Source organism: Peribacillus sp. P4_C12 (assembly GCF_056402095.1).
The window spans coordinates 1-1,096 of record NZ_JBFUIB010000893.1; the positions used below are offsets into that span (position 1 = coordinate 1).

Genomic DNA, 1,096 nt, shown 5'->3' on the forward strand with positions numbered 1-1,096 from the left:
GACAGAAAAGAGTAAGTCATTGAGTTATATGATTGTTGAATAATTGTAAACAAACCTATTTAAGCTCCATTAAATGTTAGCTTGTACTCAGTAAAAAGAATTGATTAGTTTGGTATTAATTATTCAACTATTTCAGAAAGATTAAAACTCGTCTGTACTGTTAGGTTCGTGCCCGAAAAAAGAGAATTTCGACTAGAAAGCCGATGTTTCCTGCGCTAAGGAAACATCGGCTTTTATTTTTATTGGATAAGAGCTGACCTGACAGGCAAGACTTGGACACTATTGTGAAAGGTTAATATAAATTAATTTCGAAGAAAATTGACATTGTACTCTTTCTTCAATCACAGTTCGTCATAAATTGCGTTCTGTTTCTGGTGAAATATCGTTAGTTGTCCTATAATTGTTAGGAAGAAAAACCCATGTTGGTTTTTAAAAATGTAGACGGAAGGGAAAGTTTCCGATATATTAAAGCTGAAATCTTAGTTACTTTTTAGGAGGGCTCGTCACATGAGACCGTTTTATTTATATTTAATGAAATTCCGACAACCTAAAGAAATTGATGCCATCACTAAATYTGCTAATCACGCTTATAACGATCACAGTTTCCCAAAGCAATCGGATGATTATAATGAATTAAGTAGTTATTTAGAATTGAATGGCGACTATCTCGAAAGTATGACTGTATTTGATCGTGCGTGGGAACAATATGTCCAAATAGAAGAAGGACTCCAGTAGGGAGATCAGGAATAGGGGGAACCGAAGGATGCTTAAAAGCCTTCAAACCCGAATTTTGCTTTATTCTTTACTTATAGCAAGTCTACCTGTTCTGATATTGGGGATAATTTCCTATGGATCACAACGCTCTTTGCTTGAAAAAGAAGCAAAAAATGCCTTGAATGCAGGTTCACTTAATTTCGTCAATGAAACATATAGTTATTTGAACGAACGGAATAGTGATGTGAAGTTATTAAGTGCAAATTCGGTAATCATAAATCCTGGCTCATCAAAAGAAGAGAAGTCTGATGAACTAAAAAAGTTCATTGGAGCAAAAGGGGAATATTACGGAGCTTTGTATTTGGATTTGGAAGGTAAAGTT

Annotated in this window: 2 protein-coding genes; both read left to right on the plus strand. The window is 34.5% G+C overall.

Annotation, left to right across the window (positions count from 1 at the left end; translation table 11 throughout):
• Window positions 1–507: 507 nt before the first annotated feature.
• Window positions 508–735: a YozE family protein gene (locus tag AC1DUW_RS30000; protein ID WP_477644334.1), complete on the plus strand. Its 228-nt coding sequence runs from the start codon at window positions 508–510 to the stop codon at window positions 733–735.
• 28 nt (window positions 736–763) lie between these two features.
• The coding region (locus AC1DUW_RS30005) for a hypothetical protein (RefSeq protein WP_477644335.1) at window positions 764–1,096 on the plus strand (333 nt) is incomplete at its 3' end.